Raw genomic sequence first — 25,321 nt, 5'->3', positions numbered from 1 at the left:
CATGACTGACGACAAGATGCTGGCGCGGATCGCCGCGCTGCTCCGCCAGGCCGAGGGGACCGACAACCAGCACGAGGCCGACGCGTTCATGGCCGCCGCGCAACGGCTCGCCACGGCGACGTCCATCGATTTGGCAGTCGCCCGCGCGCACTCCGATCAGCGCACCAAGGCGCAGGCCCCGGTGCAGCGCACCATCACCATCGGCAATGCCGGCACGCGCGGGCTGCGCACCTATGTGCAGTTGTTCACGGTGATCGCGCATGCCAACGACGTGAAATGCGATGTGGCGTCGAACTCCACGTTCGTCTACGCCTACGGCTTCGCCGAGGACATCGACGCCAGCCATGCGCTGTACGCCAGCCTGGTCATGCAGATGGTGCGGGCTTCTGAGGCCTACATCTCGTCGGGGGCGCACCGGCCGACCCCGACGATCACCGCGCGGATCAACTTCCAACTGGCGTTCGGCGCCCGCATCGGCCAGCGTCTGGTGGACGCGCGTGAACAGGCCCAGCGTGAAGCCACCAACGGCCGCGGCAGCCAGCCTGGCACTGCAATCGCGTTGCGCAACAAAGACATCGAGCTGCGTGACTTCTACAAGGAGACCTCCCAGGCGCGCGGCACCTGGCGGGTGTCCAGCGCCACGGCTGGCTACTCGTCGGCCGCCCGGCGCGCGGGTGACCGGGCGGGCCGCAGGGCGCGCCTCGGTGGCAGCCCGGAATTGGCCGGGGCACGGTCCGCATTGGAGAAGTGACGCCACGCGACACCCAGCGGGCGAAGGTCTATGCCGCTGAGGAATTCGTCCGGACGCTGTTCGATCGGGCGGCCGAGCGCGGCAATCGCGTCGTCGAATTTTTCGGCACCCAGTTGACGCTGCCTCCCGAAGGGCGGTTCGCGTCGGTGGCTGCGGTCCAGCGCTACGTTGACGAGGTGCTGACGCACATGGGCGTGCAGCGGCCGCTGACCGTGCGGGCCCGCCGCGGCGCCACCGCGGCCCACTACGAGCGCTCCGACGACGGCGCCACCATTGCGGTGCCCGATCGGCGCTCGACGTGGGCGCTGCGCGAACTCGTCGTGCTGCACGAGATCGCGCACCACCTCTGTGACGCGGAGCCGCCGCACGGACCGGAATTCGTCGCGACGTTCTGCGACCTCGCCGCGGCGGTGATGGGGGCCGAAGCCGCGCACATCCTCCGCGTGGTCTACGCCAAAGAGGGTGTCCGGTAGCGTTTGTCAGGTGGCTGAGCCGGATCCCAAGGCGCTCGACGAACTGTTCAACCGCGTGTTGCGTACCGAGGACGACGCGCTGCGAGCGGCGCGCGAAGCCGGTGACGCCGCGGGCATGCCTGCCATCGAGGTGTCCGCCCAACACGGCAAGCTGCTGTTCCTGCTCGCAACCGCGATGCGGGCCAACCGTGTGCTCGAGATCGGCACGCTGGCCGGCTACAGCACGATCCAACTGGCCCGCGCCGTCGGCGCCGGCGGCCACGTCGTCACCCTCGAGTTCGAATCCAAGCACGCCGAGGTGGCGCGAAAGAACTTGGCGCACGCCCAGGTCGGCGACCGGGTGGAGGTGATCGTCGGCGCGGCGCTGGACACGCTGCCGACGCTGGCCGACCGCGGCGAGACCTTCGACCTGATCTTCATCGACGCCGACAAGGAGAACAATGTCGGCTACGTCGAGTGGGCGATCAAGCTCGGCAAGCCGGGCTCAATCATCGTGGTGGACAACATCGCTCGCTTCGGACGCGTCCTCGACCCGGCACCCGACGACATGCAGGCCCGCGCCGTGCGAGACATGCTCGACCTGATCGGCGCACACCCTCGACTCGACGCGGCGGCCATCCAGACCGTCGGCACCAAGGGGTGGGACGGCTTCGCCGTCGCTGTGATCAAGTAGGCCGTTTAGCGGCGGGCCGAGCGGGCATGCGGATGGCATGCCGACCGTGTCGCGACTTGTTCATGCGTCCCCCGAAACGGTGTGGCACATCCTGGTCGACCTGGACGCGTGGCCGCAGTGGGGGCCGACGGTGTCGCGCGCCGAACTGGACGGCGCCGGCCCACTGGGCCTGCACTCGCGGGGGCGGATCTGGACGCCCGTCGGCGTCTGGCTGCCATTCACGGTCGTCGAATTCGACGCGGGCCGGTGCTGGCGATGGGAGGTCGCGGGCATACCCGCCACCTGGCATGCCGTCGAACCGGCCGACGGCGGATGCCGGGTGCGGTTCGGCGCGCCGTGGTGGGCGACGGCGTATCTGCCGGTCTGCATGATCGCGCTGGAGCGGATCGCCAGGATGGCCCGCTAACGACCAGGTCACCGAGTTCGGTGGCGAAGGCGGTGCACTAACCGCAGACGGCGCCGCCCGCCGCCGAGCCCACGAGTTTGGTGTATTTCGCCAGCACGCCGGTCGTGTAGCGCGGAGGCAGCGGTTCGAAACCCGCCTTGCGGGCCTCGAATTCGGCCGGGTCGACGAGCACATCGAGCGTGCCCTTCGCCACGTCGAGGCGGATCCGGTCGCCGTCGTTCAGGAACGCGATCGGCCCGCCGTCGACGGCCTCCGGTGCGATATGTCCCACGCACAGGCCCGTGGTGCCGCCGGAGAACCGGCCGTCGGTCATCAGCAGCACGTCCTTGCCGAGACCTGCCCCCTTGATCGCGCCCGTGATCGCGAGCATCTCGCGCATGCCCGGCCCGCCCTTGGGGCCCTCGTAGCGGATCACCACGACGTCACCCGCGGTGATGGTGCCGTCCTCGAGCGCATCGAGCGCTGCCCGCTCCCGCTCGAAAACCCTTGCGGTGCCCTCGAACACGTCGGAGTCGAAGCCCGCCGACTTCACCACCGCGCCCTCCGGCGCCAGCGAACCGTGCAGGATCGTGATGCCGCCGGTCGGATGGATCGGCTCGGACAGCGCCCGCAGCACCTTGCCGTCGGGATCGGGCGGGGCGATGTGCGCCAAGTTCTGCGCCATGGTCTGGCCGGTCACCGTCAGGCAATCACCGTGCAGTAGACCGGCATCCAGCAACGCCTTCATCACGACGGGCACTCCGCCGATCCGGTCGACGTCCGTCATCACGTGGCTGCCAAAGGGTTTCACGTCGGCCAGGTGCGGCACCTTGTTGCCGACGCGGGTGAAGTCCTCCAGCGTCAGCTTCACGTTCGCCTCATGCGCGATGGCAAGCAGGTGCAGCACCGCGTTGGTCGAGCCGCCGAACGCCATCACCACGGCGATGGCGTTCTCGAACGCCTCCTTGGTCAGGATGTCGCGCGCGGTGATGCCGCGGCGCAGCAGTTCGACGACGGCCTGACCGGACTGCCGCGCGAAGCCGTCGCGCCTGCGGTCGGTGGCGGGCGGGGCGGCCGACCCGGGCAACGACATGCCCAGCGCCTCCGCCGCGGACGCCATGGTGTTGGCGGTGTACATGCCGCCGCACGCGCCCTCGCCGGGGCAGATGGCGCGTTCGATCGCGTCGACGTCCTCACGCGACATCAGCCCGCGCGCGCACGCGCCGACGGCCTCGAACGCGTCGATGATCGTCACTTCCTTCTCGGTGCCGTCGGATAGCTTGGCGATGCCGGGCAGGATCGACCCTGCGTAGAGGAACACCGACGCCAGGTCCAGTCGGGCGGCGGCCATCAGCATGCCCGGCAGCGACTTGTCGCAGCCGGCCAGCAGCACCGACCCGTCCAGCCGCTCGGCCTGCATGACGGTCTCGACGCTGTCGGCTATCACCTCGCGGGACACCAGCGAGAAGTGCATGCCTTCGTGGCCCATCGAGATGCCGTCGGACACCGAGATGGTGCCGAACTCCAGCGGATAACCACCCGCCGCGTGCACGCCGTCCTTGACGGCCTTGGCCAGCCGGTCCAGCGACAGGTTGCACGGCGTGATCTCGTTCCACGACGACCCGACACCGATCTGCGGCTTGGCGAAGTCCTCGTCACCCATGCCCACCGCTCGCAGCATCCCGCGGGCTGCGGTCTTCTCCAGACCGTCGGTGACGTCACGACTGCGGGGCTTGATGTCAGGAGAGTTCGAGGGCATGGGTTTCAGTATGCCGTCGGCGTTTCGAGAGGCCAAACCAGTTATCGATACCCCCACGGGGTACCCTTGGCGTATGACGTTGATGACCCGTCTGCTGGTCGCGCTGGCCGCCGCGCTGGTCCTGTCGTCGTGCAGCGACTCGACGGCGGACCACACCGATCATTCGAAGACCGACGAGCCGGTGATCACCGGGCAGCCGGCGGGCTACAACGCCGACGACGTCGCGTTCGCCACCAACATGATTCCGCACCACCAACAGGCCGTCGACCTGTCGGCACTGGTGCCCGGCCGCTCGACGAACCCGCAACTGGTCGACCTCGCCAAGCAGATCTCCGCCGCACAGCAACCCGAGATCGAGGTGATGAAGGTGCTGCTGGTGCAGTGGAACGAGAATCCCGACACGAACTCAGGCCACGGCGGGCACAGCACCGCCATGCAGGGCATGGTCGATGACGCGACCATGACGAAGTTGCGGTCGCTGAACGGAGCGGAATTCGACAAACTGTGGCTGGACTCGATGATCAGCCACCACCAGGGCGCCATCGAAATGGCCAAGGCCGAGATCGCGAACGGCGACAACGTCGACGCCAAGAACCTGGCCGGCAAGATCGTCGCCGCCCAAGAAGCCGAGATCGGCCAGATGAAGCAGATGCTGGGAGGCTGAAATGACTGCCGCACACGGATATTCGCAGCAGAAAGAAAATTACGCCAAGCGGCTGCGCCGGATCGAGGGTCAGGTTCGCGGCATCGCGAAGATGATCGAAGAGGACAAGTACTGCATCGACGTGCTCACCCAGATCAGCGCCGTCAACAGCGCGCTGCAGTCGGTGGCCCTCGGATTGCTCGACGAGCACCTCGGCCATTGCGTCACGCAGGCCGTCGCCGAAGGCGGCGATGAGGCCGACGCCAAACTGGCCGAGGCGTCGGCGGCCATCGCCCGCCTGGTCCGCTCTTAGCCCAGCGCGTCCTCGATGCGCGCCGGTCGAAGACGGCGTCGACCGCCTGCTTCACGACCGCCATCACTTCATCTGTTTTTGGCGGCCCACGGCCTCCCGATGTTGGTGAACATCGCGTTTGTCTCATTGGGCAGGCCTGAGGCCCGCACCACCCGAATCGCTTCGGCGACCGCGGCGCCGACGCTGGCGTCGCCACCCGTCGGGCTGACGCTGAACGCGACGATCACTGCTTGCTGTACCCGGTCGGCCGCACCACGAGGATCACCCGGTCGGCTTTGTCCTCAGGAGGCTCCGTCCTGGGCCCGCTGTAGCGGTCGTTGAGGTGCATGTAGAACGCGCCGGTCGGATCGGGCTCGATCTTCTCCACCAGACCGCGCACCTCCAGGTAGCGGTACGGGTTGTCGGGATCACTGATCGACATCGCGACATTCGGGTTGTCGGCGATGTTGCGGTACTTCTGCCGCTTGGAGGTGTGGGTGAACCGCAGCACTTCGCCGTCCCAGTCGAACCACATGGGGTTCACCTGGGGATTTCCGTCGGGCCGTGTCGTGGCCAGGTGCCCGTACAGCGGACGTTCCAGCAGCGTCTCGTACCCCTCGGGGATCTCGACCATCACAATCCTCTCTCGGTTCAGCGGCAATCCGCTACCAGCTCACAACTCGCTCTAGCGCGATATCCATCCTCCGTCGTTACGGTGGTTGCTCGTGCCATGACCGATACCTGCACACCAGTCGTCACTCACACGTGGACGCCGCGCGTCACCGTGCAACTCGGCGTGCTGGCCGCCGCGGCGTTCGTGTACGTGACGGCCGAGATGGTTCCGGTCGGCGCGTTGCCAACCATCGCGGCCGACCTGCGGGTCAGCGAGGCGCTGGTGGGCACATTGCTCGCCAGTTACGCACTGGTCGCCGCGCTGACCACCGTTCCGCTCGTGCGGCTCACCGCGCGCTGGCCACGACGCACGACGTTGCTGCTGACGTTGTTGTGTTTGACTGCGTCGCAACTGATTTCGGCGTTGGCGCCGAATTTCGAGGTATTGGCGGCCGGTCGGGTGCTGTGCGCGCTGACCCACGGACTGATGTGGTCGGTGATTGCGCCGATCGGCGCACGGTTGGTGCCTGCCAGCCACGCGGGGCGGGCCACCACCGCGGTCTACGTCGGCACCGGCGTCGCGCTCGTCGTCGGTAATCCACTGACCGCGGCGATGAGCGAACTGTGGGGGTGGCGGGTGGCCGTCGTCGTGGTGACGGTGGCCGCCGCGGCCGTCACCGTCGCGGCATGGGTCGTGCTTCCCGCGATGGTGATGCCCCGCGGCGACACACAGATCGGCCCCCGCGCCCGGCACCACCGCAACAGCCGCCTGGTCACGTTGACGGTGCTGACCCTGATCGGCGTGACCGCGCACTTCATCTCCTACACGTTCATCGTCGTGATCATCCGCGACGTTGTCGGCGTGCACGGTGCCAACCTCGCCTGGCTGCTCGCGGCGTTCGGCGTCGCGGGCCTGGCCGCGATGGCGGCGATGGCCCGCCCGTTGGACCGGTGGCCGCACGCCTCGGTGGTCGCCTGCCTGGCGGTGCTGGCCTCTGCGTTCGTGGTGCTGACGTCGTTGGCGTTCGACCGCTCGACCGGGTTGGTCACGTTGATCGTCGGCGGGTCGGCGATGGTGGCGTGGGGTGCGGCGTCCACCGCGCTGCCGCCGATGCTGCAGGCGGCCGCGATGCGCACCGCACCGGACGATCCCGACGGCGCGTCGGGCCTGTACGTCGCGGGTTTCCAGGTAGGCATCATGGCCGGTTCGCTCTCCGGCGGACTGCTCTACGAACACGCGGGGCTGGCCCCGATGATCGGGGTGTCGACGGTCCTGGTGGTGGTCGCGTTGACCGGTGTCACCGCCACCCGGGCCCTGTTCGACGTCCCTCAGGCAATCAGCAGGAAGTAACATTCGCCACCCCGTGGCGATGGACTATGCAGGTCAGCGGCTTGGGCTGGGCGTTCGCACAGGTGCGGCCAGCATTCTCGCGGCGGTAGCCGGTGTTTTCGTTGTGCGAGACTGGACGAAGTTTTTGTGACTGGAGGTGACGTATGCGTATGCGGATCAGGGGGAGACTGGTCACCGCTCTGATTGCGGCTGGCCTCGTCGGTGGACTGGCGTTGGGCAGCCCGTCGGCGCTGGCCGACCCGGAGGTTCCGGCGCCACCAGCGCCGATCGATCCGGCCGCAGCCCCGGTGCCGGCACCGGATCCGTTCGCTCCGCCGCCACCGGCCGAACCGCTCGCGGTTCCGCCCGCCGATCCGGCCGCGCCACCCGCGCCGCCACCGTTCGCGCTGCCGAACCCGTTCGGGCCGCCTGCCGCGCAGCCGATGGCGATTCCGGAGGGCACGCCGGCAGGCCAGAATCCGACGCCGTATGTCGGCGACCCGGTTTTCGCGCCGCCGACGTTCAACCCGACCAACGGGGCGAAGGTCGGCGCCGCCAAACCGATCTACATCAACTTCGCGCGACCGATCGCCGACAGGGCGATGGCCGAGAAGGCGATCCACATCTCGTCGGTCCCGCCGGTGCCCGGCCGGTTCTACTGGACCAGTGACACCCAGGTGCGCTGGCGGCCGCAGGACTTCTGGCCCGCAGGCACCGTCGTCAACATCGACGCCAGCGGCACCAAGTCCAGCTTCACGGTGCCCGAGCAACTGGTGGCCACCGTCGACGACACCGCTCACCAGATGACCGTCGTGCGTAACGGCAAGGTGGAGAAGACGTTCCCGGTCTCGATGGGCAGGCCGGACGGCAAGCACGAGACCAAGAACGGCACCTATTACGTGCTGGAGAAGTTCCCGACCATCGTGATGGACTCCTCCACCTACGGCGTGCCGGTCAACTCGCCGGAGGGTTACAAGCTCAACGTCGCCGATGCGGTCCGCATCGACAACAGTGGCTCGTTCGTGCACAGCGCGCCCTGGTCGGTCAGTGACCAAGGAAAGCGCAACGTCAGCCACGGCTGCATCAACCTCAGCCCGGAGAACGCGAAGTGGTTCTACGACAACTTCGGCAGCGGCGATCCGGTGGTGATCAAGAATTCGAAGGGCATCTACAACGCACCCGACGGTGCATCGGACTGGCAGATGTTCTAGAGAACTGAAACGGAAAAAGCCCCCGACTGCGTGCCGGGGGCTTTTTCGCAAGTGCCTAGTTCCAGATACGCACGCGCCGTTGCGGTTCCAAGTACAACGCATCGGACTCACTGACGTCGAACGCGTCGTAGAACGCGTCGATGTTGCGAATCACGCCGTTGCAGCGGAACTCCGGCGGTGAGTGCGGATCGATCGCGAGTCGTCGGATCGCCTCGGCATCACGGGATTTGGTGCGCCACACCTGCGCCCATCCGAAGAACACTCGCTGCTCGCCGGTCAGGCCGTCGATCACCGGCGCTTCCTTGCCCTTGAGTGAGAGCCGGTAGGCCAGCAGCGCGATCGACAGCCCGCCGAGGTCGCCGATGTTCTCCCCGACGGTGAACGCCCCGTTGACGTGGTGTCCGTCGCCGAGTTGGCGAGGGGTGTACTCCTCGTACTGCTCAATCAGAGCCTTTGTCCGAGCGCCGAATTCGGTTCGGTCCGCGTCGGTCCACCAGTCGACGAGATTGCCGTCGCCGTCGTACTTGGCGCCCTGATCGTCGAACCCGTGCCCGATCTCGTGCCCGATCACCGCGCCGATGCCGCCGTAGTTGGCGGCGTCGTCGGCGTCGGCGTCGAAGAACGGCGGTTGCAGAATCGCTGCGGGGAAGACGATTTCGTTCATCCCCGGGTTGTAATAGGCGTTGACGGTTTGCGGCGTCATGAACCACTCGTCGCGGTCGACGGGGCCGCCGAGTTTTGCGAGTTCGCGGTCGGATTCGATCTCGTGTCCGCGGCGGTAGTTGCCGTAGAGGTCGTCGCGTTCGATGACCAGCTTCGAATAGTCCCGCCACTTGGCCGGATAGCCGATCTTCGGGGTGAACTTGTCGAGCTTCGCCAGCGCCTTCGCACGGGTTTCCGGCGTCATCCACTCGAGTTCGTCGATGCTGACCCGGTAGGCCTCGCGGAGGTTGGCCACCAGTTCGTCCATGCGCGCCTTGGCTTCCGGCGGGAAGTGCCGCTCGACGTAGAGCTTGCCGACGGCGTCGCCCATCAGACCCTCGACCACCGACACCGCGCGCTTCCACCGGTCGCGGATCTGCTCGGTGCCGCTCAGCAGTCGGCCGTAGAACTCGAAGTCCTGCGCCACCAGGTCGTCGGTCAGCACCGACGCGCGTGCCCGGATCAGCCGCCAGCGGGCCCAGTTCTTCCAGTCCTCGAAGTCTTCGGCCGACCACGCCTCCGAGAAGGCCGTCAGGTAATCCGGTTGACGCACAACGACTTCCGCGGCCTGCTCTGGCGTTGCGCCCATCGCGGTGATCCAGCCGGCCCAGTCGAATCCAGGCGCTTCGGCGGGCAGATCGGCGAAGGTCCGCAGGTTGTAGGTGAGGTCGGCGTCGCGCCGCTTGACGACGTCCCAGTGCGCGGCCGCCAGTTTGGTCTCCAGCGCGACGATGCGGGCGGCCGTCTCGGTGTGGTCGCCGCCGTAGACGAGCGTGAACATCGCGGCGATGTGCTTCGGGTATGCGGCGAGGATCTCGGCGTGCTGCTCCTCGCGGTAGTACGACTCGTCCGGCAGGCCGAGCCCGGACTGGGTCAGGTGCACCAGGTAACGGGTCGAGTTCTTGGAGTCGGTGTCGACGTACACCCCGGTACCGCCGCCGACGCCGCTGCGCTGCAGCGCGCCGATGACCGCCGCCAACGCATCCGGGGTGTGCGCGGCGTCGATCGCGACCAGTTCGTCGAGCAACGGTTGTACACCGCGCTGCGCCACCGTCTCCTCGTCCATGAAGCTGGCGTACAGGTCGCCGATGCGCTGTTCGTCAGTGCCCTTCGCGGCCCCTGACGCTGCCGCTTCGGTGATGAGGTCGCGGACCTGTTCCTCGGCGCGGTCGTAGAGCGACCGGAACGCGCCGTCGGTCGCGCGGTCGGCCGGGATCGCGTATTCGGCCAACCAGCGGCCGTTGACATGGCCGAACAGGTCGTCTTGAGGGCGGGCACTGGAATCGACGTGGCTCAGGTCGATTCCCGAGCGAATGGCTTCAACCGTCACCCCACCAGACTGCCAGAGCCGCAAAAGTGCCCCGCGTGAGCGCCGTCACCCTCGACCATTCGAAAGCCGGCTTCGAAGGCCCGGGCCAGGCCGGTGCCGCAGGCAACCCGGGGTAACCAGTCGCCAAAGTCACGACCGGTACCCTCACGCGCATGCCCGACGACGACAATCGCGTCTTCACCGGTTTCGGCATCGCGTCGGCGGCGTTGGGTGCCGTCGCGGTCGCAGCCGTCGTCCTCGTCGGCCTGATCTGGACGCAACACCGTAGCGATGTCGACGAACTGCACTACCGGACGCGCGTCATGCAGGCCGCCGCCGACTGGACCAGCGTGCTGATCAACATGAACAAAGACACCGTCGACACCGATCTGAACAAGCTGCACGAGGGCACCGTCGGTCAACTCAACGCCGACTTCGACGCCACCGTGCAGCCTTACCGGGCTCTGGTGGCCAAACTGCAAGCCAAGACGACTGGCCAGGTGGACTCGGTGGCCGTGGAATCCATCCACCACGCACCGCCAGGGCCGAACGGCGTGCCGCCGCGGCAGCAGCAGCCCGAACTGCTGGACGCCGCGTCACGCACCGACACGGTGATGGTGGTGGCGACGTCGGTCAGCCAGAACGCGGGCACCGACAAGCCGCAGACCGTGCGCTGGAATCTGCGGCTGGACGTCGCCGACGTCGACGGCAAGCTGCTCATCTCGCGGCTGGAACCGATCCGATGAGAAACCTCTGGCGCGTACTGGCTTTCGACATCCTGGCCCCGCTAGCCGCGATCGTCGCACTGATCTATATCGGCATCGCGCTGGCCTGGCCGCTGTGGTGGGTGTCGGTCTGTTCGGTGCTGTGCCTGCTCATCGTCGAGGGCGTCGTCGTGAACATTGTTCTGGCGCGCCGTGATTCGGTCACCGTCGGCACCGATGACGACGGACCTGGGCTACGGTTGGCCGTCGTCGCCGTTGCGACCGCGGCCCTTGCGGCCGCCGTCGTGATCGGCTACCTGCGGTGGACGGTGTCCGCCCGCACGCTGGCCAACGACAGCGAAGAGGTGGTCGGCATCGCCAGCAGCGTCGCGGAGGCGTCCGCGACGTTCACGCCGCAGGACCCCACCGGGTCGATCGACCGCGCTGTGGCGAAGATGGCACCAAAGAGCGCCGAGGTGTTCAAGAACGAATTCGCCAAAGTCGCACAGGATTTGACGAGCAAGAGCATCTCCGCGCAGGCCAGCACCGTGTCGGCGGGCGTCGAGGCGATCGGACCGGACGCCGCGAGCGTCGCGGTGATCATGCGCGCAACGCAGAGCTCACCGGGTAAGCCGAACGACACCGCGGTGCTCGCGCTTCGCGTGCAGTTGTCGAAGACGGACGGGCATTGGCTGGTCGACGACGTCAGCCCGATCCACTCGCGCTAGCGAAGCAGCCTGGCGTAGTCGACCTTCAGACAGCGGTCCATCACCACCTGCAGTCCTGCCGCCTCGCCATCGCGAGCCACCTGCTCGTGCCACAAACCCTGTTGCAGCCACAGCGTTTTCGCGCCGACGGCGATGGTGTCCTGCAGCACCGCGGGCAGGAACTCGTGACGGCGGAACACGTCGACGAGATCCGGTACGACGGGCAGTTCGGCCAGCGACGGATAGACAGGTGTGCCGTCCACTTCGCTGATCGTCGGGTTCACCAGGTACAGCTCGTAGTCGCTGGCGGACTTCAAGTAGCTCCACACCTCGTGGCTGGGCCGAAGCGGGTTGTCCGAGACGCCGACGATCGCCACCGTTCTTGTGTCGCGGAGGATCTGCTCGATGTTCGGCGTGCGCGTCATGCCTAGTGGCGTTGGTCGCGCATCTTGGCGAATCGGTCGGACAATCGGCGCATCCGGATCATCAGCGACGCGGGTGGACACGTCGCGCCGTCGATGTATGCCGCGAAGTCCTTGCTGGGCACGCCGATACGCGACGCGAACTCATCCTGGCCGAGGCCTGATCGTTCCAGCAGGCTCTGAATGTGCCGACTCACCTCGGCGCGCTCGTTGGCCTCCAGGTGCTCGCGGGTGCGGGTCAGCACCTCGGCAAGCGCCTTGGAAACGCCGTACGGCCGCGCGGTTTCCAGCACCTCTTCGACCTGGCGTGCGGTCCTGCCGTAGGGATCGCGTTTGATCGCGACCACGATGCGCTGCCAGACCGCGAGGTCGTCGGTTTCCAGCGCCGCCCGGATCGCAGATGTCGGCCAGAACTCGACCGGTCGATCGTCGGGCGGTGGCCTGCGTCCGTTCGTCGGCGGCGCGGGTCGCTTCGGTCCGGCGACCGCGTCGCGGCGCGCATCCCGAATCTCCGGTGCCAACGTCACCTCGCCTCCTCAAGCATCGCCACTGCCACCGATAGGCAGCGCTCCCTGACCTTGGCCCAATCGGCCTCCGCCTCAGGGCCCGACATCCTGGCGTCGTGCTCATCCGATGGTTGTGGATCGGCCAGGCGGCGTACCAACTGGGTGGCGACCCACTGTTTCCGTGAGCGGTCCCCACAGTAGTACCGATCCATAGATGCCAGCACGACTGCAGCAGTGTGAGTTTCCATGGAGTCCACCAATTCGGCAAACTCGGCGAAATCCCTGGTGGTGTTTCGGCACATCAGCAGGTAGCTCTTCAGCCGCAGCGTCTCCGCGCCGGTAGGGACCTGGAGTCGATCGCCGGTGGGTAGTTGCACGTTGGTGGTCTCCACCGGGCTGCGGCGCGCCACCGGGGTCTGGTCGAAGTCGGCTTCGGTCTCCAACGCGTCCAGTGCCACCGAGAGCCTGCCGCGCCAGATGGTCACCGGATGGACTCCCGGTAGGCCCACCGGTCCAGTGTGGCCGTTCCTCGCGCCGTTGCGGTGCGAGCGGCCGTTGGCGTGCCCGTTGCCGACCGCAGCCATCGGCTGGGTGGCGGGAGCGACGCCGAGCGCCAGCGGATCGGCGACTGTAATCGTATCGGGGGCAAGGCTTTTCAGCTTCGCCGCCGACTTGACCACCATGCGTAGGTCGGAGCCGGTGGGGCCGAGCGACGAGATGTCGTCGGGGATGATGACCAGGTCGGGCAGGTCGACCTTCGGTATCGGTTTCTCGAAGTCCACCGACGGCAGCACGCGCGCCAGCCAGCGCGGCAGCCACCAGTTCCATTCGTCGAACATCGCCATCAGCGCGGGCACCAGCACCAACCGCACGACGGTCGCGTCCACGGCGATGGCGACCGCGCACGCGACACCCAACTGCGCGACCAGCGGCATGCCCGCGAACGCGAACCCGATGAACACCGCGATCATGATCAGCGCGGCGCTGGTGATGGTGCGGGCGCTGGTGCTGACACCCCAGGCGACGGCGTCGCGGGTGTTCTTGGTCTGCAGGAACCGCTCCCGGATGCGGGTCAGCAGGAAGATCTCGTAGTCCATCGACAGGCCGAACGTCATGGCCAGCACCAGCGGCGGGATCGTGCTGTCCAGCGACGAGATCGGTTTGAAGCCCAGATCCTGCAGCCAGCCCCACTGGAAGACGGCGACCAGGCTGCCGTAGGCCGCCGCCACCGACAGCACCGTCATCAGCACGCCCTTGAATGCCAGGAACACCGACCGGATCGAGATCAGCAGCATCACGAACGCGATCAGCGCGACGAACCCGAACACCAGAGGCTGGGTCGAGGCCACCCGGTCGTCGAAGTCCTTGATCAGCGCGGTCGGCCCGCCGACGTCGATGCGCGCGTCGACGCCGGGCGTCTTCGGCAGTTGCGCCCGCATCCAGTCGACGGTGTCGCGGGCCCCCATGTCCTCGGGGTCGACCGACAACACGGCCGACAGCAGCGCCCGCCGATAGTCGTCGCCGAACACCGGCGGCGACACCGTCACCACGTTGGGGCCCTGCGCCATCTTCTGCCGCACCGCGTCGATCGCGGGCTGCTTGGCCTCCGCGGACGCCGCATTGCCTTCGGGGAACGTCACCAGCACCCGCACCGGCCCCAGCGCCCCCGGGCCCAACGCCTGAGCCGCCGCGTTGACGCCGCCGCGGATCTCGTGGGTCGGGTCGAACTGCCGCTGCATGCTGTTGCCCAGCACCATCGAGAACGCCGGGGCGGCGAGCGCCAGCAGGAACGCCGCCGCCACCAGTGCCGACAGCCACGGCCGCCGCATCACCCAACCGGTCCACCGACTCCAGAACCGCGACTGCGTGCTTTCCACCCGCCGCGACCAATGCAGATAGGACGACCGCTTGGCGGCCGCCCTCCCGAAGGTGGCGAGCACCGCGGGGGTCAGCGTGGTCGACGTCAGCACCGCGACCGCCACGGCGAGGATCGCGCCGGTGGCCATCGACCGCAGCACCGGGGTGTTGATCAGGTAGATGCCGGTGACCGACGCGATCACGGTCAGCCCCGACAGCAGCACCGCCAGACCGGAGGTGGCCATGGCCGCGTCGGCGGCCTGTTGCGCATCGCGGCCCGCGCGCAGTTCCTCGCGGAACCGCATGAGAATGAACAGTGAGTAGTCGATGGCCAGCGCGATGCCGAACATCGACACCGTCGATGTGACGAACACCGACATCGCGGTGTACATCGACAACAGGTAGACCAGTCCCATCGTCACAACCACGGTGGTGATGCCCAACACCAGCGGCATCGCGGCGGCCGCCAGCGAGCCGAACACCGCGAGCAGAACAATCAGGACGATCGGAAGGTTCCACTGCTCGGCCTGCGCGATGTCGTGTTTGGTGGCCAGCGTCGCGGCCGCACCCAGCGCGCCCTGCCCGATGACGTAGAGCTTGACCTTCCCGTTCTCGGTCTCGCCGGGCTGGTCGCTGTTGATGCCGACCTTCTGGCGCAGTTGTTTGGCGACGTCGACCACGCCCGTGTTGTTGAAGTCGGGTTGCAGGGTCAGCACGTAGGGGCGGTCGGGTTGCGGCGGCGGCTGTCCCCCTGGCCCCTGGCCGGGAGGTGCCCCCAGCGGGTTCGGCAACACCTTGACGCTGGGCACCTCGGCCGCGATGCGGTGGAGTTGGGCCACCGCGGCGTTCATGTCCTCGAAGGAGGCATCCGCGCGCGGGGCCGCGACCAGGGCCAGCGGCGAGGCGCCCTGGTCGGGGAAGTGCTGCTCGAGTTCGCGCTGAACGTGCAGCGACTGGGAGCCCTCGACCTCGAAGCCACCGCCGGTGAGATTGCCGGACTGGTTGACGGCCAGGTAGACCGAGGGCACCAGGAGAAGCAGCCAAACAGCGAACACCGCCCAGCGATATCTGCGCAGGTTGCTGCTCAAGCGCATCATGAACTGCTGGATAGCGAACTCCCCGCTTTCTGCCCGGCGTTGCGAAGCTGAGCCTATATCAGCGTCGGGTAGGGTATCGGCCCCCTGAGCAACGCCTTAAGCAGCTCTAACCCACCTCTCGTGATTGGCCGGCGCAGCGTTACGCATGCTGCGGACTTCCTGTCCTTCGCCTGCGCGTCCATTCGCCGGATTGGCGGCCGCAGCGACTCCAATGGCACTATGTGGCCGAGGACTCCAGGGTCGGGGAAGCCCAATCGTCCGATCGCATGGCGTTTGCGGAAGCGTCAAAAGCGTTCGCAAACCATAAGGAGTTACCCAATGATTTCGTCCACGAAAGCGTTGCGCCGCAGCCTGTATGCGGTGTTCGCCGCCTCGGCGGTCGGTGGCGCGACGGTCGCGGCGCTGGCGGTTCCATCAGCAACGGCGGCCACCGATCCCTGCGCTGCGAGCGAGCTGGCCAAGACGATCGGTTCGGTGGCCACCTCCATGGGCGCCTACCTCGACAGCCACCCGCAGACCAACCAGGCGCTGACGACGATCTCGCAGCAGCAGGCCGGTCCGCAGTCGCTGGCGGCGGTCAAGGCGTACTTCGACGCCAACCCGGCGGCCGCCAAGGACATGCAACAGTTGCAGCAGCCGTTGATCAGCCTTTCCACCCGCTGCCAGTTGCCGATCAGCCTGCCTGCGCTGATGGGCCTGATGCAGGCCACCCAGCAGCAGGGGGCGGGGTCGCCGGTATCGCCGGTGGGCAATCTGCCTGGTGGGTTGCAGACCAGGCAGACGGTGGGCGTTCCCAGCGCGGTCCTGCCCGCCACACCGTCGCCGGCCTCGGTGGTCACCCAGGGCTCCGGGCCGTTACCGGGTCCGTCGCTGGCCACCAGTCGTTAGCCACGCTGCCTTTTCGCGACGGCGGGTGAGCTGCGGTTTCGTGGATTTCTCACGATTGGTTAACCGCAAGGCAAGAAAGTCGAGCCTCTTTCTGCTTAGCTTCTTATTTGTCGGAACCGCCAATGGTTACGGTCTCTCCACTTCGTCTGAAGGAGCCTGTCCATGTTGCTCTCGGCCCGTACCGCGCGTCGTGCGGTAGCTGGCGCGGTCGGCACCGGTGCGATCGCCGGTGCGATGTTGTTTGGTGCCCTGCCCTCGGCCATGGCCGACGACCCGGCGAATAACCCGCCCAACTGCACCGCTGCCGACTTGGCAGGCGTGGCATCGGGTGTCTCGGCGTCGACGTCGGCATACCTGTTCACCCACCCCGACGTGAACTGGTTCTTCACCAGCCTCGAAGGGCTCAACCGCGATCAGGTCCGCAGCCAGGTCACCGACTACCTGAACCAGAACCCTCAGACCAAGGCTGATCTGACCGGGATCCGGCAGCCGCTGGTCGATCTGAAGAACCGCTGCGGTACCGCCCCTTCGCCCAACATTCCGTAATTCGCGTGCGGGTTGGTGAATCACCCGCGCAGGAGAGCGCGAGCCGCACGGTACTGATGGTCGACGACGACCCGGACGTCAGAACCTCCGTTGCCCGCGGACTGCGGCATTCGGGTTTCGACGTTCGGGTCGCGGCGACCGGTAAAGAAGCGCTGCGGCTGTTGTCCAGCGAATCGCATGACGCGCTGGTTCTCGATGTGCAGATGCCGGAACTCGACGGTGTCGCGGTCGTCACCGCGTTGCGCGCGTTGGGCAACGACATCCCGATCTGTGTGCTCTCCGCGCGTGACACGGTCAACGACCGGATCGCCGGGCTGGAAGCCGGCGCCGACGACTACCTGACCAAGCCGTTCGACCTCGGCGAGTTGGTGGCGCGGTTGCATGCGCTGCTGCGCAGGGCGACCAATTCGGATCGCGCGTCCGACACCATGACCGTCGGACCGCTGACCATCGACACCGCGCGCCGGTTGGTGTTCGTCGGCGGCGAGCGGGTGGAACTGACCAAGCGTGAGTTCGATCTGCTGGCGGTGCTGGCCGAGAACGCCGGTGTGGTGTTGTCGCGACAACGGCTGCTCGAACTGGTGTGGGGCTATGACTTCGACGTCGACACCAATGTGGCCGACGTGTTCATTTCGTATCTGCGGCGCAAGCTCGAACGCGACGGGCTGCCGAGGGTGATCCACACGGTTCGCGGGATCGGGTACGTGTTGCGAGACGAGCCGTAGGCGATGAGGTTGCCGCGGTCGCTGCGGTCCGCGTCGCTACGTACCCGGGTGGCGATAGCGTCGGCCGCTGCCGCGTCCGCGGTCGTCGCGGTTTTCACCATCCTCACCTCTGTGGTCCTTGCGAACAACGATGCGCTGCAACTGGATCGGCGGCTCGACGCCATCGTCGACGCGAGTATCAACCCCACTGAGCTCAACGATCCGCGGCGCGGTGTGCTGACCACAGGGCGGTCCAAGTCGACTGGCCAGGTGATGTTCCAGCGCGGCCTGCAATTGCCGTCGCTACCGTTGGGCACCGCGACGGTCGACGTGAACGGCGTGGAGTACCGGGTGCGCACGGTGGCCGTCGAACAACAGGGCGGAGTGTTGGTCTCTGTCGGCATCCGCGCCGACAGTATCCTGTTGAACCGCGCCAGGATTCCGCTCTACGTGGCGGTCGGTGTCGGCACCGTGCTGATCGCCGCGGGGCTCGGATGGGTGCTGGCCGGCCCGGCGATCCGGCCGTTGCGCAGACTGACCGAACATACCAAACGGCTGCGTGAGGGCACCGAGGAGATGCCGGAGGTGCGCGGCGTCAGGGAAGCCGAGGACCTGTCCGAGGCGATGAGCGAGATGCTGTACCGACTGGCCGCCGCTCAGCGCGCGACCACGAATTCGCTTCAGGCTGCCCAGGATTTCGCCGCCAACGCCGCACACGAACTGCGCACCCCGCTCACCGCGATGCGCGCCGACCTCGACACCCTGCGCATCCACGATCTGCCCGCCGAGGAACGAGCAGAGGTGGTCCAGGACCTGTCGCGGGCGCAGCGCCGCGTGGAGGCCATCATCACCGCGCTCGGTCAACTCGCATCGGGCCAGTTGGCGCAGGCAGAGGATCGTGAACTCATCGACGTCACCGATATGCTCGACCGCGTCGCACGCGAAAACATGCGTACCGCAACCGGAGTCGAGATCGTGATCGAAGCCGCCGACGATCTCGGCGCGATTTGGGGCTGGCCGGGCGGCTTACGGATTGCCGTCGACAACCTGGTGCGGAACGCGGTGACGCACGGGCAGGCCACACGAATTGTGCTGACCGCCAACCGGTATCAGAACACCCTGACCATCGTCGTCGACGACAACGGCCGTGGGCTGCCCGAGGAGGAACATCAGACGGTGCTCGGCCGGTTCTCCCGCGGCAGTAACGCCGCGCCCGGCGGTTCTGGTCTCGGCCTGGCATTGGTGGCACAGCAGGCGGCGTTGCACGGCGGCAACATCAAGCTGTCCGACGGACCGCTCGGCGGTCTTCGGGCAACGCTGACCATCTCGACTTCGCCTGAGCCACCCGCGAACTCGGATTAGCGACGGACCATCGCCGCGACGCTTCGCCAGCCCAGCAGCAGCACCGCCGTCACCACCGAGGCCACCACGACGAAGCTGGTCTGTACACCAGCTGACGTCGCCTTGCGCAGCAGCATGCCCACCAAAACGGTGCATATCCACACTGCGACCCCGGTGGGGATCACGGTGTATGGTTTGCGCCATCCGCGGATCAGCACCCAGCCGACGAGAGTGCCTGCCAGGAAAGGCCATGCGGTCTGCGCGATGCCGGTGACTGTGAGGCCCTCGGCGTGGCTGCGCCGGCCGATGGTGCAGAACACGATCACGCAGAGGATGTCCGCCAGCAGAGCGGTGGCCGTTCGCTTGGCCCGTCTTTCGGTGTCAATCAATGGCGGAGTTCACTTTTCGGGTTCGGGCTCGTGTCGGACCTCGGGGTCGGGGCTGAACTGCGGCGCCTGGTCGTCGTCGAGGGTGGCGTCGGGGTCGATGTCCTTCTCGGTGCGGAACATGAAGAAGAACACCACCCAGCCAATCGCGGAGATGAAGATCCAGCTGACCAACCGGTAGATGAGCATCGCTGAGATCGAGGCGGCCAACGTCATACCCGACGACACCAGGCCGGGCACCAGCACCGCCTCGACGATTAGCAGGCCGCCGGGCATCAACGGGATCGACCCGACCGCGCGGGCGGCCGCGTACGCCACCGTCACACCCGCGATCGACGGGTGTCCGCCGGTGGCATAGCACGCGGCGAGCAGGCAGCCGACATCGGCCACCCAGTTGAACAGCGACCAACCGAATGCCTCGCTGAGCTCGCGGCGCGACAGGCTGACCGATTCCAGCTGGTTCAACGTCTCGCGCCACTTGTCCAGTCCGGTGTCCGACGGCTTACCGCGCACCGAGTTGAACCACGACAGCAGCCGCACCCCGATGCCGTCGATCAACTCCGGGCGGGTCGCCACGGCCTGCGCCAGGATGATCAACGCGAGGAAGCCGCCAAGCGAAAAGATAAGCGACAGAGGGTTTTTGCTGGCGCCCAACATGAAAGCGCCGCCGAGGCCGAGTAGCGCAAGCCCCACCACCTGCAGCGCGCCCGACATCACCAGCTGCCACGACGCCACGACGGGCGACGCGCCCCAGATCCGCTGTTGGCGGTAGATGAAGGTGGCCGACAGCACCGGGCCGCCGGGCAGCGTGGTGGACAGCGCATTGCCCGCGTAGAACGCCGCCTCCGAGCGCCACTGTTTGACCTTGACGCCCGCCGACCGCAGCAGCGTGCGCTGGATCTGCGCGAAGCTGTGCATGGAGCCCATCGCCGCGACGATGGCCACCAGCACCCACCACCAGTTCGCGGAGTAGACGCTGTGCCAGGCCTTGGCCAACTGGTCACGCACCAACGTCAACTCCACCGCCAGCACGAGCGCGGCCGCGCCGAGGATCACCCAGCGGAGCCACCAGTACTTGCCCCGGGTGGGGCGTTCCTGGCTGCGCGCGTGGCTCGCCGGCGCGTCGTGGGACACGTCACTAGGGTAACGGTGCAGTTCGCGCGGATAATGGCGGTGACGCAGGCGTGCCGAAGACGATTCGCGAGATTCCCTGTCGCGCCGCGGCCTGCCGTTACGCTACCGGCATGCCAGCGGCCCCGTCTTTCGATTCCGTCGCCGATCAGTCGGTGTCTCCGCTAGTCCGCAGAACGGCCGCCTGGGCCTGGCGACTGCTCGTCATCGGCGGGTTCGTGGTGGCGCTGCTGTGGGTGGTGAAGAAGCTCGAAATCCTCGTCGTGCCCGTGGCGCTGGCGACCCTGTTGGCCGCGCTGCTGTTGCCGGTTGTCGATTTCCTGGACCGGCGCGGCGCCCCGCGCGGCGGCGCGGTCGCTCTGGTGCTGCTGGGCGGTTTCGCGGTCGTCGGCGGGATTCTGGCGTTCGTGGTCACCCAGTTCGTCGAGGGCGCCCCCGCCCTCGTCGACCAGATGAGCACCAGCATCAAAGGGGTGGGGGACTGGCTGACCCAGGGGCCGCTGCACGTCAACCAGCAACAGATCGACAGTGCCCGCAAGTCTGCGATCGAGGCGCTGCAGAACAATCAGGAGAAGCTCACCAGCGGGGCGTTGTCGACAGCAGGCACATTGACCGAAATCGTCACCGGCGCGTTGCTGGTCCTCTTCACGCTGATCTTCGTGCTGCACGGCGGCCGCAACATCTACGGATTCGTCACCAAGGCTTTCCCGGACGACGTGCGCGAGCGGGTCCGCGACGCGGGCCGGGCCGGTTTCCGGTCGCTGGTCGGCTACGTGCGCGCGACGTTCCTGGTGGCCCTCGTCGACGCCGTCGGCATCGGCACCGGCCTGGCGATCATGGGCGTGCCGCTGGCGTTGCCGCTGGCATCGCTGGTCTTCCTCGGCGCGTTCATCCCGCTCGTCGGTGCGGTGGTGGCCGGATTCTTCGCGGTCGTGGTCGCGCTGATCGCCAAGGGCGTGATCTACGCGCTGATCACGCTGGGGTTGATCATCGCTGTCCAACAATTGGAAGGCCATGTGCTGCAACCACTTGTGATGGGGCGCGCGGTGTCCATCCATCCGCTGGCGGTGGTGCTGGCTATCGCGGGCGGCGGCGTGCTGGCCGGTATCGTCGGCGCGCTGTTGGCCGTTCCGACGGTGGCGTTCCTCAACAGCGCGGTGCGCGTGCTGATGGCCAGAGATCCCGCAGCGGAAGAAGCCGCGCAGGACGCCGAAGGCGCCCCGGTGGTGGCGGCCGAACCCGACGAGCTGGACGAGCCGGCTGCGGACTAGATTCGGCCCTCGCGCCGCAGCAGGTCCTGTGCGCTGACGCCGCCGCCGCGGCGCTTGCGCTCCTCGTCGGGGGTGTTCAGCTTCTCGGTGGCCGCCTCGGCGTCGGATTTCCGCGCGGTCGGGATGGCCGTCGTCGCGGGCGCATCGGCGTTCTGCAGCGGTGGCTTCTGCGCCGGAATCGCGGTGGTCGGCTCATTGCCGGGCTGCGGTCGAGGCGGACGCGGACGTTGTCCCGTGGCGCCCGTTGGCATGGCCCTGGTGGCATCGGCCGACGGCCGCGCCGGGGGCGCAACGGGTTGACCGGCCGAGGGCCCGGTGCCGCGCAATTCGCCAAGCCACGACTCGATTTCGCGTTCCTCGCGCGGCGGCGGGGGCGCAGGCCGGTGGCCGGTCGCGTTGTTCACCACGTTACGGACCGCGTTCCTGGCCATCGTCAGCCGCGTGGTCTGCGGCTCGTCGGCCTGAACACGCGCGGTCGGGATCCGCGTGGTGCCAGCGCCGGACGGCACGTTGGCCCGCGGCGGCGCCGCGATCCGACCCGGTCGGGGCGAACCCTCCGGATGCGTCGGGTCATGCGGCGGCCGAGGCCGCGGCGGCACAGGTGCGCCGGCGCCGACCAGCGCTTCGTCAGGTTCACGCACCGCGGGCCGCTTGCGCTCGTCGGGCAATTCGGTCTCGCCGAGGCCGAGGCGCTCCTGAATCCGCTTCATCCAGCGTGGCGCCCACCAGCAGTCGTCGCCGAGCAACTTCATCACGGCGGGCACCAAAAACATCCGGACCACGGTGGCGTCGAGCAGCAGGGCGATCAGGAGACCGAACGCCAGATACTTCATCATCACCAGGTCGGAGAACACGAATGCGCCTGCGACAACGGCCAATACGAGTGCGGCACCGGTGATCAACCGACCGGTGGTGGCGGTGCCGATGCGGATGGCCTCGGCGGTGGACATACCGCGTTCGCGGGCCTCCACCATGCGGGACACCAGGAACACCTCGTAGTCGGTGGACAGACCCCAGATCACCGCGATGATCAGACCGATCATCGGCGCCATCAAGGGTTGTGGCGTGTAGTTCATCAGCCCGGACCCGTGCCCGTCGACGAACATCCAGGTCAGCACGCCCATCGTCGATCCGAGTGTGAGCGCGCTCATCACGGCCGCCTTGATCGGCAGCACCACCGATCCGAACGCCAGGAACATCAGGACCGTGGTCGTGGTGATCAGCAGCACCACCATCAGCGGCAACTTGTCGAACAGGCTGTGGATGCTGTCCTGTTCCAGTGCGGGCGTACCGCCGATGGACACCGTGACGCCGCGCGGAGGTGTCAACGCGCGCAGTTCCTCGATCTTCTTGGCGGCGTCGTTGCGGTTCACCAGACCGTTCTGGATCACCCGAACCGACGGATCCTTCGACGCGCCGTCGAGATACGGGCGCGCCTGCCACATCTTCGTCGGGTCGTTGTCCGGATCGGTGAACCCGGAGATCTGCATCGCCTTGTTGCGGACCTCGGCGACCTGCTGGTCAGTGATCGGTTGCCCGTTGTCGCTTTCCATCACGATCGTCAACGGCTCGGTGCGGAAGCCCGGGAAGATCTTGTCGAACTCCTCCTGCGCGAGGCGTACGGAGTTGTCCGGGGGCAGGTATTTCTCGCTGATGCCGCCGAGGGACAGCGCGCCCAACGGAATGATCAGCGCAATCATCACGATGATGATCGGCACGGCGAATGCGGCAGGCCGCTTCATCACCCGGTTGACCAGCTTGCCCCAGAAGCCCTTCTCGACTTCTTCGCGTGTCTTGGTCTTCTGCGTCTTCTCCGACAGCCACTCCAGGTAGACCCGCATCGGCTTCCAGTTGCGGAAGAACGGCACTCGCAGCAGGGTGCGCACTCCGAGCGCGTCGACGCGGGGACCGAGGATGCCGAGCGCGGCGGCCAGCACGGTGATCGACAACGTCGCCGCGAGCATGACGGAGGCGATGATCGCGTAGGTGATGGACTTCAGGAAGCCCTGCGGGAACAACAGCAGCGGCACCGACGAGGCCACCAGGATCACCGCGGAGAACATGATGGTGCGGCCCGAGGTCATCACGGTTCGCCTGACGGCGGCCTCGGTGTCGTACCCCTCGGCGATCTCCTCACGGAACCGGCTGACCATGAACAGCCCGTAGTCGACGGCGATGCCCAGGCCCATCAGGGTCACCACCGGTTGAGCGAAGAAGTGCACCGGCATGAACTCGGCGACCAGTCGCATGATCCCAAGCGCACCCGCGATGGTCAGGCCGCCGATGACGCCGGGCAGCGCGGCCGCGACGACGCCGCCGAACACGAAGAACAGCACCACGCACACCAGCGGGATGGCGGCGACCTCGGCGCGCCTCTGGTCGTCGCCGATGGTGCCGGTCAGTTCGGCGGCCAGCGGTTGCAGGCCGGCCATCTTGAAGTCGACGCCCTCGTCCTTGACGCTGAGCAGGTCGTCCTTGACCTTCTTGTAGTTGTTCAGGATCGCGTCGTCGTTGTCGCCCTTGAGCTGAATCGACATGAACGCGTGCTGTTTGTCGGCGTCGGCCATGGTCTTGAGCACATCGGGGCTCTTGAAGTAGCCGATCGACCGCAGAATCTCGTCGGGATGGTCCTTTTCGACCTTGTCCAGGTTGTCGAGGATCTTCTTCTTGAAGTCGGGGTCGTCGACGGTCTTGCCCTCGGGCGCCGTGTAGATCCCGACGATGTGGCCCGACGTATCGCGTCCGTAGGCCTTGTCGGCGACCACGGACGCGTGCACGGACTGACTGCCGTCGTCGTAGAAGCCGCTCTGGGTGACGTGGCTGCCGAGGCTGATGCCGAAGACGCCGCCCCCCAGGCAGAGTGCGACCATGACACCGATCACTATGTATCGGTATCGGTACACCGTTCGACCCCACCAGGCGAACACGTGAACTCCTTCTAAGTCTGTGGCTACTCGCGCATTTCCAGTTGTCTACACGCGCGAGGCCAGTAGCGAGGACAGCGGCCGGAATGGCTGCAGCCAAGCCCCCTGCTCGGGCAGCGAATCAAGGCCGATTCGCGGTAACGGCTCCCGGAAAACACCAGGTATGTCTTCCAGATCGACGAACTCCAAGGTATCCGACGCTAACGCCCAACTGGCATGTTCGCGAAATCCCAGCACCTGGACGGGCACACCCTCGCGGGCGATTTCCTCCAGCGGAGCTTTGAACGCTTGACCATCGGCGGAAGCCACCAACACGCCGGCCAGCCCTTCACTGCGCCGGAGTGCGATGTGGTCGAGCATGTCGCTGTCGACGTCGCTGTCTTCATCGATCTTCGGTTTGGCAAAGACCGCGAAACCCACGTTACGCAATGCCTCCACCCACGGTCGAACAACATCGGCGCTACCTGGGGCGATGTTGGTGAACACCGTTGCCTCCGGCTCGAGTGTGAGGTCGGGACGGGCGGTCGACAACTCGGCGGTGCGGGAGAGCAGCCAGCGGCCGAGGGCGTCGAATCGCGGCCGGTGTGCGGCGGTGGGCCTGCCGCCGAGGATCGAGCCGAGGCCCATGTCCAGGTTAGGTGCGTCCCAGACCAGCAGCACGCGGGCCGTCGCGTCCGTCGGCATCGCCTGCGGCGGC

25 protein-coding genes and 1 pseudogene are annotated in these 25,321 nt (G+C 67.1%); 15 read left to right on the top strand and 11 right to left on the bottom strand.

Annotation, left to right across the window (positions count from 1 at the left end):
- The first annotated feature begins 1 nt into the window (after window position 1).
- From A5724_RS26845 to A5724_RS26830, 4 genes are read left to right on the top strand one after another with little or no spacing between them, the layout of a single operon-like run.
- A complete protein-coding gene (locus tag A5724_RS26845; protein ID WP_067809389.1) occupies window positions 2-751 on the top strand; it encodes a DUF2786 domain-containing protein in 750 nt (249 codons plus the stop codon).
- Window positions 748-1,224 (top strand): TIGR04338 family metallohydrolase, encoded by a 477-nt coding sequence (locus A5724_RS26840; RefSeq protein ID WP_067809386.1) that lies wholly within the window; start codon window positions 748-750, stop codon window positions 1,222-1,224. Before A5724_RS26845 ends, A5724_RS26840 begins: the two co-directional genes overlap by 4 nt.
- Before the next feature lie 10 nt (window positions 1,225-1,234).
- Window positions 1,235-1,897 carry an O-methyltransferase gene (locus tag A5724_RS26835; RefSeq protein ID WP_067809385.1) on the top strand — a complete coding sequence of 221 codons (663 nt, stop codon included), beginning with the start codon at window positions 1,235-1,237 and terminating at the stop codon, window positions 1,895-1,897.
- Window positions 1,898-1,934: 37 nt separating this feature from the next.
- On the top strand, window positions 1,935-2,303 hold the full coding sequence (locus A5724_RS26830; RefSeq protein ID WP_067809383.1) for an SRPBCC family protein: 369 nt from the start codon (window positions 1,935-1,937) through the stop codon (window positions 2,301-2,303).
- 37 nt (window positions 2,304-2,340) lie between these two features.
- On the opposite strand, the gene ilvD is transcribed toward A5724_RS26830, so the two are convergent.
- The gene (gene ilvD / locus A5724_RS26825; protein WP_067809381.1) at window positions 2,341-4,041 is read right to left on the bottom strand and encodes a dihydroxy-acid dehydratase; all 1,701 of its coding nucleotides are present in this window, start codon (window positions 4,039-4,041) and stop codon (window positions 2,341-2,343) included.
- A gap of 73 nt (window positions 4,042-4,114) precedes the next feature.
- On the opposite strand from ilvD, the gene A5724_RS26820 reads away from it, so the two are divergent.
- Window positions 4,115-4,705: a DUF305 domain-containing protein gene (locus A5724_RS26820; protein WP_067809378.1), complete on the top strand. Its 591-nt coding sequence runs from the start codon at window positions 4,115-4,117 to the stop codon at window positions 4,703-4,705.
- A 1-nt stretch (window position 4,706) separates the two neighbouring features.
- Window positions 4,707-4,997 carry a metal-sensitive transcriptional regulator gene (locus tag A5724_RS26815; protein WP_067809376.1) on the top strand — a complete coding sequence of 97 codons (291 nt, stop codon included), beginning with the start codon at window positions 4,707-4,709 and terminating at the stop codon, window positions 4,995-4,997.
- Window positions 4,998-5,028: 31 nt separating this feature from the next.
- Here the strand turns inward: A5724_RS26815 and A5724_RS34795 are convergent.
- Window positions 5,029-5,224 (bottom strand): annotated as a pseudogene (locus A5724_RS34795) (MTH1187 family thiamine-binding protein); the annotation flags it as partial.
- On the bottom strand, window positions 5,221-5,610 hold the full coding sequence (locus tag A5724_RS26805) for a PPOX class F420-dependent oxidoreductase (protein ID WP_067809375.1): 390 nt from the start codon (window positions 5,608-5,610) through the stop codon (window positions 5,221-5,223). The pseudogene A5724_RS34795 and the gene A5724_RS26805, both read right to left, overlap by 4 nt.
- A 96-nt stretch (window positions 5,611-5,706) precedes the next feature.
- Between A5724_RS26805 and A5724_RS26800 the strand changes: the two genes are divergently transcribed.
- A complete protein-coding gene (locus tag A5724_RS26800) occupies window positions 5,707-6,939 on the top strand; it encodes an MFS transporter (RefSeq protein ID WP_067809373.1) in 1,233 nt (410 codons plus the stop codon).
- Window positions 6,940-7,082: 143 nt separating this feature from the next.
- Window positions 7,083-8,129, top strand: a complete 1,047-nt coding sequence (locus A5724_RS26795) for a L,D-transpeptidase family protein (RefSeq protein WP_067809371.1) — start codon at window positions 7,083-7,085, stop codon at window positions 8,127-8,129.
- A gap of 55 nt (window positions 8,130-8,184) precedes the next feature.
- On the opposite strand, the gene A5724_RS26790 is transcribed toward A5724_RS26795, so the two are convergent.
- Complete coding sequence (locus A5724_RS26790) at window positions 8,185-10,161, bottom strand: M13 family metallopeptidase (RefSeq protein WP_067809369.1); 1,977 nt, start codon at window positions 10,159-10,161, stop codon at window positions 8,185-8,187.
- Window positions 10,162-10,313: 152 nt separating this feature from the next.
- Between A5724_RS26790 and A5724_RS26785 the strand changes: the two genes are divergently transcribed.
- Both A5724_RS26785 and A5724_RS26780 read left to right on the top strand, forming a co-directional pair.
- Window positions 10,314-10,886, top strand: a complete 573-nt coding sequence (locus A5724_RS26785; protein WP_067809367.1) for a hypothetical protein — start codon at window positions 10,314-10,316, stop codon at window positions 10,884-10,886.
- Window positions 10,883-11,572: a hypothetical protein gene (locus tag A5724_RS26780; protein ID WP_067809365.1), complete on the top strand. Its 690-nt coding sequence runs from the start codon at window positions 10,883-10,885 to the stop codon at window positions 11,570-11,572. The genes A5724_RS26785 and A5724_RS26780 overlap by 4 nt, the downstream gene beginning before the upstream one ends.
- Here the strand turns inward: A5724_RS26780 and A5724_RS26775 are convergent.
- Genes A5724_RS26775 through A5724_RS26765 form a run of 3 tightly spaced genes read right to left on the bottom strand, consistent with a single transcriptional unit; the run spans window position 11,569 to window position 15,433 of the window.
- The gene (locus tag A5724_RS26775; RefSeq protein ID WP_067809363.1) at window positions 11,569-11,976 is read right to left on the bottom strand and encodes a CoA-binding protein; all 408 of its coding nucleotides are present in this window, start codon (window positions 11,974-11,976) and stop codon (window positions 11,569-11,571) included. The genes A5724_RS26780 and A5724_RS26775 overlap by 4 nt on opposite strands.
- Before the next feature lie 2 nt (window positions 11,977-11,978).
- Window positions 11,979-12,500, bottom strand: a complete 522-nt coding sequence (locus A5724_RS26770) for a hypothetical protein (RefSeq protein WP_067809362.1) — start codon at window positions 12,498-12,500, stop codon at window positions 11,979-11,981.
- The gene (locus A5724_RS26765; protein ID WP_067809359.1) at window positions 12,497-15,433 is read right to left on the bottom strand and encodes an MMPL family transporter; all 2,937 of its coding nucleotides are present in this window, start codon (window positions 15,431-15,433) and stop codon (window positions 12,497-12,499) included. Before A5724_RS26765 ends, A5724_RS26770 begins: the two co-directional genes overlap by 4 nt.
- Before the next feature lie 318 nt (window positions 15,434-15,751).
- Between A5724_RS26765 and A5724_RS26760 the strand changes: the two genes are divergently transcribed.
- From A5724_RS26760 to A5724_RS26745, 4 genes are all read left to right on the top strand, one after another.
- Window positions 15,752-16,321 carry a hemophore gene (locus A5724_RS26760; protein ID WP_067809358.1) on the top strand — a complete coding sequence of 190 codons (570 nt, stop codon included), beginning with the start codon at window positions 15,752-15,754 and terminating at the stop codon, window positions 16,319-16,321.
- Between the two features lie 162 nt (window positions 16,322-16,483).
- Window positions 16,484-16,867 carry a heme-binding protein gene (locus A5724_RS26755; RefSeq protein WP_067809356.1) on the top strand — a complete coding sequence of 128 codons (384 nt, stop codon included), beginning with the start codon at window positions 16,484-16,486 and terminating at the stop codon, window positions 16,865-16,867.
- Window positions 16,868-16,923: 56 nt separating this feature from the next.
- On the top strand, window positions 16,924-17,592 hold the full coding sequence (locus tag A5724_RS26750) for a response regulator transcription factor (protein WP_197518795.1): 669 nt from the start codon (window positions 16,924-16,926) through the stop codon (window positions 17,590-17,592).
- A 3-nt stretch (window positions 17,593-17,595) separates the two neighbouring features.
- Entirely contained in the window at window positions 17,596-18,933 is a 1,338-nt protein-coding gene (locus tag A5724_RS26745; RefSeq protein ID WP_067809351.1) for a HAMP domain-containing sensor histidine kinase, read from the top strand.
- On the opposite strand, the gene A5724_RS26740 is transcribed toward A5724_RS26745, so the two are convergent.
- Window positions 18,930-19,298, bottom strand: a complete 369-nt coding sequence (locus A5724_RS26740) for a DUF3054 domain-containing protein (RefSeq protein ID WP_067809572.1) — start codon at window positions 19,296-19,298, stop codon at window positions 18,930-18,932. The two genes, A5724_RS26745 and A5724_RS26740, sit on opposite strands and share 4 nt — an antisense overlap.
- Window positions 19,299-19,310: 12 nt before the next feature.
- Window positions 19,311-20,432, bottom strand: a complete 1,122-nt coding sequence (locus A5724_RS26735; protein ID WP_067809349.1) for a YbhN family protein — start codon at window positions 20,430-20,432, stop codon at window positions 19,311-19,313.
- A 110-nt stretch (window positions 20,433-20,542) separates the two neighbouring features.
- Between A5724_RS26735 and A5724_RS26730 the strand changes: the two genes are divergently transcribed.
- Window positions 20,543-21,700, top strand: a complete 1,158-nt coding sequence (locus A5724_RS26730; RefSeq protein ID WP_067809347.1) for an AI-2E family transporter — start codon at window positions 20,543-20,545, stop codon at window positions 21,698-21,700.
- On the opposite strand, the gene A5724_RS26725 is transcribed toward A5724_RS26730, so the two are convergent.
- Together A5724_RS26725 and A5724_RS26720 are read right to left on the bottom strand one after the other, a co-directional pair.
- Window positions 21,697-24,627 carry an MMPL family transporter gene (locus tag A5724_RS26725; protein WP_067809345.1) on the bottom strand — a complete coding sequence of 977 codons (2,931 nt, stop codon included), beginning with the start codon at window positions 24,625-24,627 and terminating at the stop codon, window positions 21,697-21,699. The genes A5724_RS26730 and A5724_RS26725 overlap by 4 nt on opposite strands.
- Window positions 24,628-24,672: 45 nt before the next feature.
- Window positions 24,673-25,308 (bottom strand): NYN domain-containing protein, encoded by a 636-nt coding sequence (locus A5724_RS26720; RefSeq protein ID WP_232004997.1) that lies wholly within the window; start codon window positions 25,306-25,308, stop codon window positions 24,673-24,675.
- Window positions 25,309-25,321: the final 13 nt, after the last annotated feature.

Origin of the sequence: Mycobacterium sp. ACS1612, from assembly GCF_001667505.1 — a bacterium.
Lineage (GTDB): Bacteria > Actinomycetota > Actinomycetes > Mycobacteriales > Mycobacteriaceae > Mycobacterium.
The sequence above is the reverse complement of the archived record's forward strand: the minus strand, read 5'-3'. Positions and strand labels throughout refer to the sequence as shown.